The sequence below is a fragment of the Pseudomonadota bacterium genome, from assembly GCA_010028905.1.
Taxonomy (GTDB): domain Bacteria; phylum Vulcanimicrobiota; class Xenobia; order RGZZ01; family RGZZ01; genus RGZZ01.
Genome location: RGZZ01000087.1, coordinates 1 through 14,251 on the forward strand (window position 1 = coordinate 1; position 14,251 = coordinate 14,251).

The following is a 14,251-nucleotide window of genomic DNA, read 5'->3' on the forward strand; positions in this document are numbered from 1 at the left end:
CCTGGCAGGCTCCACGGGCGAGCGCGGAACCGGTGTCCACCCCGGCACCGTGGGGGACAAGCCCAGGTCCACCCCGGCACCGTGGTGGACAAGCCAATGTCCACCACGCCACCGTGGGGGACACCGGTCCTGGCAGGCTCCACGGGCGAGCGCGGAACCGGTGTCCACCCCGGCACCGTGGGGGACAAGCCCAGGTCCACCCTGGCACCGTGGGGGACACCATGCCTGGCAGGCTCCACGGGTGAGCGCGGAACCGTGTCCACCACGCCACCGTGGGGGACAAGCCAATGTCCACCCCGGCACCGTGGGGGACAAGCCCAGGTCCACCCCGGCACCCTGGTGGACACCGCATCTTGCCGGTGAATGGCCGCCAGGGTGGCTACAGGTTCCCTCGCGATACGCAGGTCCTGCGGAGCTCGTGCATTGTCACCTGAGAGGCGACCCCGCGACCCTCGTCAATCGGATGTTTCTTTCAAGGACGGGGACGAGGGCGAGGGGGCGAAGGCGAAACCGAGGGTCTACTCGTGGCGAAGGCCGCTGCGTGCTCTGCGGCCCCAGTGAAGCACAATGTTCCAGCTGCAGGTGTCACGTGACAGCCGGGGCTGTCACATCACCGCGATGTTCCAGCTGCAGGTGTCACGTGACAGCCGGGGCTGTCACATAGACACACGGCGCTGCCGCGTGACGCCTTCGAAGACCTACGCCGCCTGTTTCCGCGCCGAAAAAGCTGCACAGCGCCGTACGACGCTACTCACACGGTACCCGATAGCCTGTGCGCCCGTCGCGACGCTAGACAGCCCTCCGTCCGTCTGCTCAAGACAAACACACTCCTGACAAGAGCCCCGGGGTGGCCCCCCATAGAACCACGCACGAACACCGCAGGACCTGCCTGCCAACGGGGCACCTGAAGACACCCTCGGGCACTTCCCGCGGCTCGGCAAGCCTCGTTCAAAGCACCCCTGTACGCCTCACTCCACCCCGGCACCGTGGGGGCCAAGCCAATGTCCACCACGCCACCGTGGGGGACACCATGCCTGGCAGGCTCCACGGGCGAGCGCGGAACCGTGTCCACCCCGCCACCGTGGGGGACAAGCCAATGTCCACCACGCCACCGTGGGGGACAAGCCAATGTCCACCCCGGCGCCGTGGGGGCCAAGCCAATGTCCACCCCGGCACCGTGGGGGACAAGCCAATGTCCACCACGCCACCGTGGGGGACAAGCCGATGTCCACCCCGGCACTGTGGGGGACGTCCTTCCTGACAGGCTCCACCTGTGGTTGCAAGCCGTGTGAACCACCCACAAGAGTCCGAAGGTCCCCCTGCCCGCCCCTTCATTGACACTCCCGCGTCGAATCGTTAACATTGGTAGGCTCTGCATCACATCATCATGGCAAACGAACGCATCGCTCCGAACAGTCCGTCGTCACATCGCCTTCCCAAAGCCTGGGGGGCGTGTTCGATCTACCGTGCGGTTCGCGCTTCAGCCACGCTCTTTCTGCTGGGCCTGCTCGTGATGCCGCTCGACGGTTCCGCCCTTGCGGCCCCTGCGCCGCAGCCCTCGGGGAAGGCCCCTGCGCCGCAGCCCTCGGGGAAGGCCCCTGCGCCGCAGCCCTCGGGGAAGGCCCCTGCGCCGCAGCCCGCCTGAAGCGAGTTCGACCGAGCCCGTCGATGTGGAGTCGCTCACGGCACCGCCTGCCGGCATGAAGCCACTGCTTCTCGACGACGCGGTTCGCGACGGACTGGCGCGCAACCCGCGCATGAAGGTGGCCGCCGAGCAGGTGGTGCAGGCGCGCGCGCGCTACAACGAGCTCTGGTCGGGGAAGCGCCCGCTGCTCAACGTCACCAACCGCGTCATCATGCAGCAGCAGCGCACCGTGAACACCTCGTTGCTGTTCCCCCAGGGCGCTCCCGGCCTGCCGCAGCAGGTCACTCTCGTTGAGCGCCTTCAAGAGCAGTTCCAGGCCACGCTGCAGCAGCTCCTCACCACCTTCGGGCGCCTCGAGGGGCAGATCGCCGCCGCTCTCGTGCAGGTGAGCGTGGCCTCGCAAGACGCCGAGACCACGCGACGCCAGCTGCTCTACGACATCAAGCGGGCGTACTTCGATCGCCTGCGCGCCGAGGCCAATCTGCGGGTCACCGCCATGAACCTCGAATCGGCCCGCCTCACCCTGGGCGATACCGACCTGCGCTTCCGCCAGGGCCTTCTTGCGCGCTACGATGTGCTGCAGGCTGACCTTGAGGTGGTCACCGCCACGCAGCGGCGCGACGCGGCAGAGACCGAGATGCAGACCACCGAGGCGCGCCTGGCCGCACTGCTCTTCGACCCATCGCCGGGCCCACACTGGATGGTGCCTCCGCAACCGGTCACGTTCGATGTGGGCACGCCGCTGGCGCAGCTCGAGACCGTGGCCTGGGCGTGCCGTCCGGAGCTGGCCTCTCTCACGCTGAGTCTCGAGGCCGCGCGCAAGCTGGTGGGCGCCGCGAAGGCAGACAACAGCGCCTCGGTGAGCCTGCAGCTGGGCTACACCACCAACGCGGGCAACAACCTGGCGCCCTCTGACGCCACCAACGCCATGCTCGTCATCAGCTGGCCCCTCATCGACGGAGGGCAGCGCAACGCCAAGGTGAAGGGCGCGGAGTCGCAGCTTCGCGTCATCGAGGACAACATCGCCCTGCAGCGCCAGGCGGTGCGCCAGCAGGTGCAGGAGGCCTGGGCGTCGCTGCTCCTGGCCCGCCAGAACGTCGACACCGCGCAGCGGCGTCTCGACGACGCGGCCAGCTTCCACGCCATGGCGCGCATGCGCTTCGTGGGCGGCATCGGCACCAGTCTCGAGATGCAGAACGCGGTGCGCAGCCTCAACGAGGCGCGGCTCAACCTCGTGCTCACCCGCACCGAGCTCGACCTCTCCTTTGCCGCCCTCGAGCAGAGCCTGGGGCACGATTTCGCCGATCGCAGACTGACGGTGCCGCTCCCTGCAACGAACTCCGCGGCTCCGTCGTCCTCTCGCCCTGCTGGTCAGTCTGCGGGGGGCGCGGAGCGCGCCGCTGCACCGAACAGCGCCGCTCCTGCGGCCTCGCCCACCCAGGGGAGCCCCCGATGACTTCCCTCCTGTTCCAAGACTTCTGCATCTCGGCACCTGAATGGAGGCCCCGTACGTGATCCCGTGTACCGAACCCTCGCCCCGCAAGCGCGGGATCCAGACGCTCGTCCTCGGTTGCGCGACCGCGCTGCTGCTGCTCACCACATCGTGCAGCGGAGGCGGCGAGAAGGGCAAGGCTGGAAAGCCCGCCGCATCCGCGGGCGGTGGTGCCGCGAGCGCGCCTCGGGTGTTCGTCATCGAGGCGGGGCGTCAGGCCGTTCCCATCGTCAACACCTATCCCGCCCAGACGCTCGCGTCCGAGTCGGTGCAGCTGCGCCCTCGCGTCGAGGGGTATCTGCTCAACTTCTCGTTCCGCGAGGGATCGCTGGTGAACCAGGGGCAGTTGCTCTTCGAGATCGACCCGGCGCCCTTCCAGGCCGCTCTCGAGCAGGCCCTTGCCAGCCGCAGCCGCGCGGTGGCCTCCCAAGACGCCGCCCAGGCCGACATCAGCCGTGCCAACGCCGACCTCGCCTACGCCCGCAAGCAGGTCGACTACGTGCGCGCCTGCGCTCAGCTCACCACCGCCGAGGCCTCGCTCAAGAAGGCCACCGAAGACGTGAACCGCTATCGTCCGCTGGCAAAGGCCCAGGCCATTCCACAGCAGACCCTCGACTACGCCCTGGCGGCCCTCTCCCAGGCCCAGGCCGATGTGACCGCGGCCAAGGCCACCGTCACCAACTCGAAGCTCAAGACCGAGGCCGACATCACGCGGGCCCAGTCGGCTGTCGGCACGGCGCAGGCCAACCTCGCGGCGGCGCGCGCCGGTCTTCAGGCGGCAGACGCCGAAGTGACCCGCGCCCGCCTCAACCTGAGCTACACCCACATCATCGCGCCCATCCGCGGCATGATCGGCAAGGTCAACGTCACGCCGGGCAACCTGGTGGGGCGCGGTGAGCCCACGTTGCTCGCCACCATCGACGGGCTCGACCCGATCTATGCCACGTTCTCTATCTCCGAGGTCGACTGGCTGCGCTACAGCGGCGCAGAGGCGAAGCGCATGCCGAAGGAGCTTCAGTTCGAGATGCTCCTGGCCGACGGCAGCCGCTATCCGCAGCGCGGACGCTTCGGCATGTCGGCGCGTGCGCTCGAGTCTCAGACCGGCACCCTCACCATCCGTACCGTGTTCCCCAATTCGGGACTGCGGCTGCGCCCCAACCAGTTCGTGCGCGTCCGCGTGATCACCGAGGTGCAGCCCGAGGCCCTTATGGTGCCGCAGCGCGCCGTGATGGAGTTCCAGGCGCTGCAGACGGTGTTCGTGGTCGATCCCGACAACAAGGTGGCTCGCCGCACCATCACGCTGGGCGAGCGCGTCGACAACGCCTTCATCGTTCAGAGCGGTCTCAAGCCCGGCGACCGCGTCATCGTCGAGGGGCTGCAGAAGGTGCAGCCTGGTGCCAGTGTCATCCCCGAGGTCGTTCCCCTCGACCTGAAGCGCGATGGCGCCCCCGCCTCGAAGGCGTCGGCGTCGCCCGCGGAGGGGGGAGCGACCGAGGCTTCTCCCGCGGCCACAGACCCGTCCGGCACCCCCGCGGGAGGCCGCTAGACCGTGGCGCGCGTCTTCATCCGTCGCCCCGTTCTGGCGATGGTCATCTCGCTGGTGCTGCTGCTCATCGGCGGCATCGCCATCCCCACGCTGCCCATCGCCCAGTATCCGCCCATCACCCCACCGACCATCCAGGTCACCGCCTTCTACACCGGCGCCAACGCCCGCACCGTCGCCGAGGCCGTGGCGGCGCCCATTGAGCAGCAGATCAACGGCGCTGAGAACATGCTCTACATGCAGTCGAAGAGCACCGACGATGGGCGCATGCTGCTCACGGTGACCTTCGGCGTGGGAACCGACCCCGACGCGGCCCAGATCGACGTGCAGAATCGCGTCAACCGCGCCAACGCAAACCTCCCCCCTTCGGTGCTGCAGAACGGCGTCACGGTGAAGAAGCAGTCGACCCAGATCTTGCTCTTCGTCACATTGAGCTCGCCCGACGACAGCCTCGACGCCCTCTTCTTGAGCAACTACGCCACCATCAACATCGTCGATCAGCTCGGGCGCATCCCCGGCATCAGCGATGTGAACATCGGCGCGGGCAAGCGCGACTACAGCCTGCGCGTGTGGCTGCAGCCCGACCGCATGGCAAAGATGGGCATCACCGCCGCCGACGTCACTCGCGCGCTGCAAGAGCAGAACGCCCAGGCGCCCGCGGGTCAGATCGGCGCGCCGCCGGTCGATCAGCGCCTCGACTTCCAGTATGCGGTGAGCGTCAAGGGGCAGCTCACCACCGTTGAAGAGTTCGGCAACGTCATCGTCAAGACGCTGGCTGACGGCTCGGTGGTGAAGGTCAAAGACATCGGGCGGGTCGAGATGGGCGCGCAAGACTATTCGTCGTTCGGGCGCCTCAACGGCAAGACCACCATTCCCATCGCCATCTACCAGGCGCCCGGCGCCAACGCCATCGTCGTTGCGAAGCAGATCCGCGCCAAGATGGACGAGCTGGCGCTCAACTTCCCCAAGGGCATGCAGTACGACGTGCCCTTCGACAGCACCACCTTCGTCACCACCTCCATCGAAGAGGTGCTGCAGACCCTGTGGGAAGCCATCGTGCTCGTGCTCATCGTGGTGTTCGTCTTTCTGGGGAACGCTCGCGCCACGCTGATTCCCATGCTCGCGGTCCCGGTGTCGTTGGTGGCGACCTTTGGCGCCTTCAGCATGCTCGGATTCTCGATCAACACCCTCACCCTGTTCGGCATCGTTCTCGCGGTGGGCATCGTGGTCGACGACGCCATCGTGGTGGTCGAGGCGGTGGAGCACCAGATCGAGCAGGGACTCGACCCGGTGGCAGCCACCGAGAAGGCCATGGACGAGGTGAGCGGGCCAGTGGTGGCCATCGCCCTTGTTCTCAGCGCGGTGTTCATTCCTGTGGCGTTCATCGGCGGCATCACCGGGCAGCTCTATCGCCAGTTCGCGGTGACCCTCGCGGTGTCGGTGTGCCTCTCGGCCCTCGTGGCCCTCACCCTCACGCCGGCGCTGTGCGCCATGATGCTGCGCCATCGCGCCGAGATGCGCGGGCCGCTGGGATGGTTCCTCAACGGGTTCAATCGCGTGTTCGACGCCGTTACCCGCGCCTACACCGCCATCGTGCGTCAGGTGGTGCGCTTCTGGTGGGTGGCCTTGGTGGTGCTCGTGGGATTCTACGCCAGTGTGATCTGGCTGGCGAAGACGCTGCCCACGGGCTTCTTGCCGGCCGAAGACAACGGCTACTTCGTCGTCGACATCAAGCTGCCCGATGGCGCTTCGCTCGAGCGCACCGACGCGGTGCTCAAGCGCGCCGAGACGCGCATCCTCGAGAACGAATCGGTGCGAAGCACCGTCTGCCTGGGTGGCAGCAGCGCCATCACCGGTACCATGGGCTCGAACCTCGCCACCATCTATGTGGTGCTCAAGCCGTGGGATGAACGCAAGGCGGCGTCTCAGTCGGCCTTCGCCATCATCAAGGCGCTGCAGAAAGACCTGCGAAGCTGGCCGGAAGCGGTCATCGGCGTGTTCAACCCGCCGCCCATCCCTGGGCTCGGGTCGAGCAGCGGCTTCACCTATGAGCTCGAGAACCGCAACGGCATGCCGCCCGAAGAGTTCGGCAAGACCCTTGAGAAGCTCACGGCAGAGGCGGGTCAGAACCCCGTGCTCTCGCCTCTCTTCACGTCGTACTCGCCGAACGTGCCGCAGGTGAAGCTCGATGTCGATCGCGAGAAGGTGAAGATCTTGAACATCCCGCTTGGCGAGGTGTTCGAGACGCTGCAGACCTACCTCGGCGGTCGCTACGTCAACCAGTTCACGCGGTTCGGGCGCACCTGGCGCGTGTACGTTCAGGCCGAGCCGAGCTATCGCCTCAACCCGGACGACATCGGGTCGATCTTCGTGCGCTCGAGCGGCGGACAGATGGTGCCGCTCAAGACCATCACGACGGTGTCACGCGGTTCGGGCTCAGACAAGATTCTGCGCTACAACATGTACGAGAGCATCGAGATCAACGGCCAGGCCATGCCGGGCTTCAGCTCGGGCCAGGCCATGACGGGCATGGAGCAGGCGTCGAAGCAGCTCCCCACGGGGGCGGGCTACGACTGGACGGGCACCGCTCTGCAAGAGAAGATGGCGGCTGGCAGCCAGGGGCCGGTGTTCGGTCTGGCGGTGCTCATGGTCTTCTTGTTCCTCGCCGCGCTCTATGAGAGCTGGGGCGTGCCGTTCTCGGTGCTGATGGGCATTCCGCTGGGCGTGTTCGGCGCGTTCGGCTTCGTGATGTTTCAGCGCTACGCCAACGACATCTACGTGCAGGTGGGCCTGGTCATGCTCATCGGCCTCGCGGCCAAGAACGCCATTCTCATCGTCGAGGTGGCGAAGGCCGAGTACGAGAAGGGCATGCCGCTGGTGGAGGCGGCCATCGAAGGCGCGCGCCTGCGCTTCCGCCCCATCTTGATGACGTCGTTTGCATTCATCCTCGGCGTGGTGCCGCTGCTCAAGGCACAGGGTGCGGGCGCGGTGAGCCGCCACTCGCTGGGCTCGGCGGTGTTCGGTGGCATGCTCGGCGCCACTTTGTTCGGCGTGTTCTTCACGCCCATGCTCTACGTGGTGGTGCAGACGCTGAGCGAGCTTCCCGGACGCCTCTTCGGCGGCAAGAAGGCCGCCCACGGGGGCGCGACCGCGAACCACGCGAGCGGGTCGCACGACGCCGTGCAGGGCGGACACGACACCGTGGCGGTGAAGGCACGCGAGACCGCGGCCATGTCGCGCACCACGGCGAAGATGCCCCGTGTGGAGGGCGACGACCCCGCGCAGTGAGGTGAGGATGCGGGGGCGTGAGAACGGCCACTTCACGCGGCTGAACGCGCGCGGCAGGCTTTCGACGGTTTGATCTTGAAGATAGTTCAATACCTGTCTTTCAGGAGGCCGTATCTGCTTTGAACCCGCTACAAGAGCTCTTCGTCGCCCTGGGCATCTTCTCGATCGGCTTCTGCGTTTCGTGGGTCATCACCGCGCGGCGCCGCGAGCGCGAGAAAGGGCTGCCCAATGGGGTGCAGCTCATCATCGGAGCAGTCACCAACTTCTTCGACGCCCTGGGCATCGGCTCGTTCGCGCCCACCACGTCGGCCTTCAAGCTGACCAAGACCGTGGCCGATGAAGAGATCCCAGGCACCCTGAACATCGGTCACGCCATTCCTACGTTTCTCTCGGCGTTCATCTACATGCAGGCGGTGGATGTCGACCCTGTCACGCTGGTGGCGCTCATCGGCGCGTCGGTGGTGGGGGCGTGGTTCGGCGCCGGCATCGTGTCGTCGTGGCCTCGCCGCAACGTGCAATTGGGCATGGGCCTCGCGCTGCTGGTGGCGGCGTGCCTCTTCACGATGAAGCAGCTCAAGATGTTCCCCGCGGGCGGTACCGCCATCGCGCTCAGCGGGTCGACGCTGGCGATTGGCTTCATCGGCAATGTGGCCCTGGGCGCGCTCATGACCCTGGGCATCGGACTCTACGCGCCCTGCATGATCATGGTGGCCCTGCTCGGCATGGACCCGAAGGCGGCGTTTCCGATCATGATGGGCTCGTGCGCGTTTCTGCAGGCGGTGGGCAGCGTGCCGTTCATGACATCTGATCGCTACAACCTGCGCGCCGCCCTGGGCCTCACCATCGGTGGCGTGCCCGGCGTGCTCGTGGCCACCTATATCGTGAAAGAGCTCTCTGTCGACCAGGTGCGCGTGGGCGTCATCTTCATCGTGCTCTACACCGCTGTGAGCATGCTCATGTCGGCCATGCGCGAGCGCGGTCAGGGGGGCGCGGCGTCCGAGGCCCTGGTTCCGGACGACAGTCTCGTGGTTTGATTTTCATTTCAGGGAATACGTGAGGCTTTGATCCCAAGATGAGGGATCATCAGATGGTTTGATCCCACATCCTGGGATCACTCGAGGGTTTGATCCCAGGTTGTGGGATCGAAAGTCTACGTGCGGCGAGCCGGAAGGGCTACGTGAGGTGAGCCGGAAGGCGGCCTTCGTGAAACCTGCGTGATTTCTGCGCGAAATGTCGTTTTGTTCACCATCCGGTAAAATCCGGCTCCCCGATTTCTCGAACATTTCGTGGTAGACTGAGCCGCCATGAGCGGACAGATCGTCGTGTCATCGAGCGGGGCCAACGTGAGCGCCTCTGCCCCTGGGCTTCGCTCCCCCGCGCCCGCGTCGGGCGCGCGGTTGCGCCCTGATGCGTCCGTCTGTGCCAGCGCAGTCAGTGGCACGGTGCCGACCCCTTCCGCGTCCAAGGCGTCTCTCCGCGCAACGCCCGCAGATCTCGACGCGCGCGTAGAGGCCACCCTGCAGCACATCCACCGCGATGCGACCCCGCTTCCAGATGCGTGTGATCTCTCGGCGACCGGCGCGCGGATGGTGCAGCACCTCGGCGGGGAGTGGTGGCGGGCTGCTGCTCCGAAGCAGAAGCCCCAGTCCGCGCCGGTGACCCTGCCCGACCAGTGGGCCCTTGCCGGCGGCGATCTCTTCTCTTATGGGGGGAATGTCTGGTACAGCAAGCGATTCGTGGTCGACGACGCGACCATCGCGGCGGGGCGATCAACGCGCCTCTGCTTCGACAGCGTTGATCACGCCGCCGATGTGTACCTCAACGGCAAGCACATCGGTCACCACGAGGGGTACGCCGAGCCGTTCGAGATCGACGTGCGGGGATTGCTGCGCACCGACCGACCAAACCTGCTCGCGGTGAAGGTGAGCACGCCTCTCGATCCGGGCGCGCCGCTGTTCAAGGAGCAGATCAAAGGGGTTCACGGGCAGCACGACAGCCGCCCCGCGACAACGATGCCGGCATCTCTCGCGGGGGCGTCGAATCTCGGCACCACGGGGGGCCTTCTCGGTGACGTGTCGTTGATCTCCACGGGTCCGGCGCGCGTCTCCACCACGGCGGTCAAGACGACGCTCGAAGGCGACGGCAAGCGCGCCCGGCTCGCCTTCACGCATCGTCTCTTCAATGACGCCGCGCCACGTGACGTCACCGTCGAGGTGATGTGGCACCCCGCGGGCGATCACGAGCCGTCGCGGGTGCATCGCGTGGCGCGGACGGTGACTCTTCCCAAGGGGAGCAGCACCGTGCGCCTCGACGGGGTCGAGCCCGACGCGCGGCTGTGGTGGACCCACGATCTCGGCCCATCGCCCCTCTACGAGATGGAGACCCGGGTCATCGAGGCAGACGGAACGGTCTCTGATGCGCGCACGCAGCGCTTCGGAATCCGCGAGCTGCGCTACGACGAGAAGACGGCGCGGCTGTCGCTCAACGGCGTGCCCATCTTCCAGCGCGGCATCAATTTTGTGGCGGCCGAGTGGCTCTCGACCATCGACGCGGCGGGCTACACCGCTGATCTGGCAGCGATGCGCGGGCTCGGACTCAATGCCGTGCGCGTCCACGCTTCGGTGCTGCCCGATTCGTTCTACGACGCGGCGGACGAAGCGGGCATGCTCGTGTGGGCCGACTTCCCCTTGCACTGGGGGCAGTCGACCTCTCGCGCGTTTGCCGATAAGGCCAGCGCCCAGGCGCAAGGATTCGTCGAGCGCTTGCAGCATCACCCCAGCGTCTGGACGTGGTGCATGCACAACGAGCCGTTTCCCCAGAATGCTTCGCTTGACGCCCGTCTCGCGAGCGAGGTGCGCAAGCTCGACGACACCCGCCCCACGATGAAGGAGAGCTCGTTCTTCACCCATTTCTATCCGGGGTGGTACCCGGGCTTCCCCTACGACTACCGCGGGATCCGTCGCTACGCTCCTGCCATTGCAAGCGAGTACGGCCCTCAAGGGATCGCCGCCTCGATGCGTGACGTGGCGGGGGCGACCTGGCCGCCCGATCGCGCCGCGTGGGCGTTCCACAATGCGCAGTTCGACCCGCTTGAGCACCACGTGGGTGCGGTGGCGGAGTTCTCCTCGGTCGATGCTTTCATCGATGCCTCGCAGCAGTACCAGGCCGACAGCCTTCGCTACATCACCGAGTACCTGCGCCGTCGCAAGTACGCGCCCACGTCGATGGCCTACCCGTACGCGTTTCGTGACCCGTGGCCCTCTGTGGGGTGGGGCGTGATCGACAGCGAGGGGGCGCCCAAGGAAGCCTTCCATGCGCTGCGGGCCAGCATGGCCCCGGTGCTGCTGTCTGCAGACTGGGTCCAGAACCGCTTTCACGCGGGAGACAACGTCGAGGTGCCCTTGTGGGGCGTCAACGACACCCACGTGGCCGTGGGAGAGACCGTGGAGTGGAGCGTGCGGCGGCGGGGCGCGCCAGGCGTTGTGCTCCAACGGGGGAGCGCGCCGGCGCAGGTGCCCGGCGATGGCGCCGTCGAGCTGGCGCAGGCGCGCTTCACCGTGCCCCCCAACGCGTGCGCCAGCGAGCAGTTCGTGCTCTGGGCCACGTTGCGCGACGGACAGGGCCGGCCACTGGCCGACACGCACTACTTCTTCGGTGTGCAGGGGGCGTCCTCAAAGCGCTACGAGGCGGCCTACCTGCCACACGACGAGGAAGAGGCGCTGCGGAGGCGGGTGGAGGGCGAGGCGCCTACAGCGTCGGCGCCTGCGCCGGGAGCTGCGCCGGCACCGGGAACTGCGCCTGCGCCGGGAGTTCCGCCGACACCGGGAGCTGCGCCTGCGCCGGGAGCTCCGCCGACACCGGGAACTGCGCCTGCGTCGTCGCCCTCCGGGCCGATCTCCTGCCCGCCCCCAGCAGATCCGCAGACGGGGGCGGCCGCGTTCGTGACCTGGCTGCTGGGGCGAGGGGCACAGGGGTTCCAGATCGAGGTGCCTACCGTAACGTCGGTCGTCACGCAGGAAGACGTGCGCCGCCTGCGCTCGGAGCTGGTGCCGGGCGACGTCGTCATGGTGGCCGAGAACTGCTACCCCGCCCTGCAGGACGTGACCCACACGCTTCTCGGTGTCGACTACACCCACGTGCTGATGTACGCGGGAGACGGGGTGTGCTACGAGAGCAACGTGCGCGGCCTGGGAGGCGAGGGCTGCACCCGGTTCTCGCTCGAGCAGCTGGTGGGACGTCCCATCTTGTTCGAGGCGGTGCGGCCGCCGTATGCGAGCGCCGATGATGTGACCGCTGCCCTGGCCTACTGCGAAGACCGTGTCGGCGCACCCTACGACTACCGCTTCGACCTGCGAAGCGATCAGGCCGTGTACTGCACCGAGCTTGTGGCCAACGCGTTGCGCGCGGGCCCGAACCCGCTCGACGTGCCGCACGTGACCCGCCTCGGTCGTGAAGGGGTCTCCATCGACGCGTTCGCGCGCATGAAGGGGGCCACGGTGGTGCACTCTGACGGGAGCCGATATGCGCGGAACGTGCTGAGCCGATTCCCTGTTCTGGTGAGCGGTTTCGTGGGGGCGACGACGGCGGCCGTCATCCTCGGTCCGCTTGCGGCCCCCGCAGGATGGGTGGGGGGAATGACCCTCGGCATCGCCGCTGGAAATGTGGCCATGCGAAGACGTGAGGAGAAGCCATGACCGACCTCGAGGTATTCATCGTTCCCCATACCCATTGGGATCGGGAGTGGTACCTCCCGCTCGAGGGATATCGCCATCGGCTCTCCCTCTTGATGGACCGCGTTCTGGGGCTGCTCTCTGACGGGACCCTGCCGTGCTTCGTGCTCGACGGTCAGACGGTGGCCATCGATGATTGGCTCGAGCGGCACCCTGAGCGACGCGACGAGCTGGCCGCGCACGTGCGCGCGGGACGGCTCGCCATCGGGCCCTGGTTTGTGCTCGCCGACGAGCTGCTCGTGAGCGGGGAGGCGCTGATCCGCAACCTGTCAGAGGGCATGCGCCTGGCGCGATCGCTGGGCGCGTGCAGCCAGGTGGCCTACAGCCCGGACCCCTTCGGACATGTCTCGCAGCTTCCGCAGATCGTTCGCAGCTTTGGCATGGATACGGTGATGTTCGCCCGTGGTCTGGGTGATGAGCCGTCCACCACGGCCTGCGTGTGGCAGGGACCGGACGGGTCGCGGGTGCGGGCCGCCATTCTCACCACCTCTTACAGCAACGGGCGCCTGCTGACCCATGAGCCGGACATGTCGGCGCGCATCGCGGCCGAGGTTGAGCGCCTGCGCCCGCATCTCGCGGCACCCGTGGCGCTCATCTGCACGGGGTCAGACCATGAGATCGTCGACGCGCGTCTGGCTCCGGGTGTGGCCGAGGCGGCGTCTCGTCTTGCGCCATGGCGGGTCCGGTTCGGGACGTATGACGACTACGTGGCCGCATTGAGCCGATGCGTCGATGCGCGGAACGGGGAAGGCCTGGGGGTGCATTCAGGGGTTCCGCAAGGAGAACAAGGGGCTGCGCTGGTCGGCGAGCTGCGCGGCGCTCGCACGCCCGATCTGGTCGGCGAGCTGCGCGGCGCTCGCCTCCTTCCCCTGCTGCCGGGGGTCATGTCGGCCCACATCCCCATCAAGCAGGCGAACGAGCGCTGCCTCGATCTGCTCGAGAGCGTGGCGGAACCGCTCTCGGCCCTCTCCCACGCCCTCGGCGGGCCAGATCCGTCGCGTCTTTTGCGCGCGGCCTGGCGCGAGCTGCTGCTCAACCACGCCCACGATAGCATCTGCGGGTGCTCTGTCGACCCCGTGCACCGGGAGAACAAGGTGCGCTTCGAACGGGTCGAGCAGATGGCGAGCGCGGTGGCCGATGAGGCCATGGGCTATCTGTGCGGACAGGTGACGCGCATGGGTGATGAAGGCGAGCACCGCGTGGCCATCAATCCACTTCCCGTGGCGCGCACCGCGATGGTGGCTGTGACCGTGCGCGAGTCGCTGCGCCCTGATGACGTGGGCGACGGGCCGATGGAGAATTCCGCGGCGGCCATGCGTCGCGCATTGTCGTCTCTGCGAAAGACGGAGGGGGCGTCGGTGTGGACCGCGACAGCCAACGACGGCTGCGCGCGGCGGGTGCAGGTTCTCGATGAGGCGCTGGGAGAGGGAGAGTTCCCCTTCCTCTCGGCCCAGCCCATGCGCACCACGCGCCTGCTGGTGGAGTGCGCGCTGCCCGGCTTCGGCCTCGAGGCGTTTCGTCTCGAGCGGAGGCGAGGCCCCGAGGGGCAGTCG

Annotated in this window: 7 protein-coding genes; all 7 read left to right on the top strand. The window is 67.4% G+C overall.

Features of this window, described 5'->3' with window-relative positions; translation table 11 throughout:
• Nucleotides 1–1,387 precede the first annotated feature (1,387 nt).
• Nucleotides 1,388–1,645, top strand: coding sequence for a hypothetical protein (locus EB084_08520; protein NDD28290.1), 258 nt, complete (start codon nucleotides 1,388–1,390; stop codon nucleotides 1,643–1,645).
• Between the two features lie 25 nt (nucleotides 1,646–1,670).
• Complete coding sequence (locus tag EB084_08525) at nucleotides 1,671–3,101, top strand: TolC family protein (protein ID NDD28291.1); 1,431 nt, start codon at nucleotides 1,671–1,673, stop codon at nucleotides 3,099–3,101.
• A gap of 40 nt (nucleotides 3,102–3,141) precedes the next feature.
• The gene (locus tag EB084_08530; GenBank protein NDD28292.1) at nucleotides 3,142–4,683 is read left to right on the top strand and encodes an efflux RND transporter periplasmic adaptor subunit; all 1,542 of its coding nucleotides are present in this window, start codon (nucleotides 3,142–3,144) and stop codon (nucleotides 4,681–4,683) included.
• Between the two features lie 3 nt (nucleotides 4,684–4,686).
• On the top strand, nucleotides 4,687–7,968 hold the full coding sequence (locus EB084_08535; GenBank protein NDD28293.1) for a multidrug efflux RND transporter permease subunit: 3,282 nt from the start codon (nucleotides 4,687–4,689) through the stop codon (nucleotides 7,966–7,968).
• Nucleotides 7,969–8,087: 119 nt separating this feature from the next.
• Entirely contained in the window at nucleotides 8,088–9,002 is a 915-nt protein-coding gene (locus tag EB084_08540; GenBank protein NDD28294.1) for a sulfite exporter TauE/SafE family protein, read from the top strand.
• A gap of 270 nt (nucleotides 9,003–9,272) precedes the next feature.
• On the top strand, nucleotides 9,273–12,662 hold the full coding sequence (locus EB084_08545; GenBank protein NDD28295.1) for a hypothetical protein: 3,390 nt from the start codon (nucleotides 9,273–9,275) through the stop codon (nucleotides 12,660–12,662).
• Nucleotides 12,659–14,251, top strand: a 1,593-nt coding sequence (locus EB084_08550) for a hypothetical protein (protein ID NDD28296.1), incomplete at its 3' end; no start/stop codon positions are given. The genes EB084_08545 and EB084_08550, both read left to right, overlap by 4 nt.

What these genes read in the sequence shown, in the direction of transcription:
- EB084_08520 (NDD28290.1), top strand. Translation starts at nt 1,388, where the DNA reads ATGGCAAACGAACGCATCGCTCCGAACAGTCCGTCGTCACATCGCCTT.
- EB084_08530 (NDD28292.1), top strand. Translation starts at nt 3,142, where the DNA reads ATGGAGGCCCCGTACGTGATCCCGTGTACCGAACCCTCGCCCCGCAAG.
- EB084_08545 (NDD28295.1), top strand. Translation starts at nt 9,273, where the DNA reads ATGAGCGGACAGATCGTCGTGTCATCGAGCGGGGCCAACGTGAGCGCC.